Raw genomic sequence first — 1,176 nt, forward strand, 5'->3', positions numbered from 1 at the left:
CAACGAAAAGTATGAATAATTCAGGAGAAATGCTTTTTCAAAAAGTTTTCTGAGAAATTTTCAAGCACTCTTAATAACTTACACTTAAAAAGAGCTTTGTGCAATAAAAGTTTTTTCAGAAATTACGACAAGAAAGCGCTGCGTAGAAATTGAACCACAATTTAATTAAAGTTAAGCAAATTGCTAAAGCTATGCAGTTACGTGCAGGTTGTAATTCTTGCAGCTGCTTATTTTTTAACGTAAAATTAAAATAATAGTTACAGGGAGGCTAGTTAATGGAAAGTGTTTTGATTGATTTTCTTAATGAGTATTATAAAGCAAACCTAAAAAAGATTCACGATGTTGCTGGAAATCAACATTTAGCAGGTTATAGTCAGTATTACAAAACGGATCTGTTTGTAAAAATTTTTAAGCAGCAAGAGATGTTTTACGCAGAACAGCATGTTGACCAAGTTTATTGTCCAGATATTTTTATTGGTACTGTGATTTTTGGTGAAAATTATGTAGTTGTTTTGAAAGATAGACAACTAAAAGAAGTTGAGCAAAAGGACCTAAATGAAGAGCAAGCGTATATCTATGGTCGACTTTTGGCAGAATTTCATCGGAATTTAACAGGAAAGGTCAGTGTACCACAGACAAATGAATCTTTGTCGCAACAGATCAAATTTAAATTTGATTCGTTAAAGGATGAAAAGCATCAACAAAAGGCTAAAAGAGTACTAAAAGTAATTGAAAAAGATTTGCCGGCTGCTGATCAGGAATTTGCAAAACTTAAGAAAGTTGTTTTGCATGGGGATTTTAGTATCCGTAATATAATGATTTACCAAGGAAACTATGTTTTGATCGACTTTGAAAGAACTCATATTGGGTGTCAATATGAAGACTTTATCAAATTCTTCTTTTATGAAGTTAAAGATAAGAAGATGCGTCAAAGTTTTATTGCCGGTTATCAGTCATTACTAGAGTTTGAGATCCCGCAGAAATCTTGTCAGCAAGCTTTACTCTTTTATACAGCTTTGGACATTTATAGTTTCCATGAGTCACATGAGCAAGAAAAGTTTGGTGATATGGCTGACCAAATGTTGGCGACTGTCAGTGATGGAGTTCCTGTGCTTGAAATTTAATAAGTTTTTTGCATAAACTTGTAACTAAAGGTTGAAAGTTAATTTTTAGTGC

1 protein-coding gene is annotated in these 1,176 nt (G+C 32.6%); it reads left to right on the forward strand.

Translation table 11 applies throughout. From position 1 onward, the window contains the following. Nucleotides 1–275: 275 nt before the first annotated feature. Complete coding sequence (locus FC65_RS10745; protein WP_010494755.1) at nt 276–1,124, forward strand: aminoglycoside phosphotransferase family protein; 849 nt, start codon at nt 276–278, stop codon at nt 1,122–1,124. Nucleotides 1,125–1,176 lie beyond the last annotated feature (52 nt).

It is taken from the genome of Ligilactobacillus acidipiscis DSM 15836, from assembly GCF_001435755.1.
GTDB lineage: Bacteria > Bacillota > Bacilli > Lactobacillales > Lactobacillaceae > Ligilactobacillus > Ligilactobacillus acidipiscis.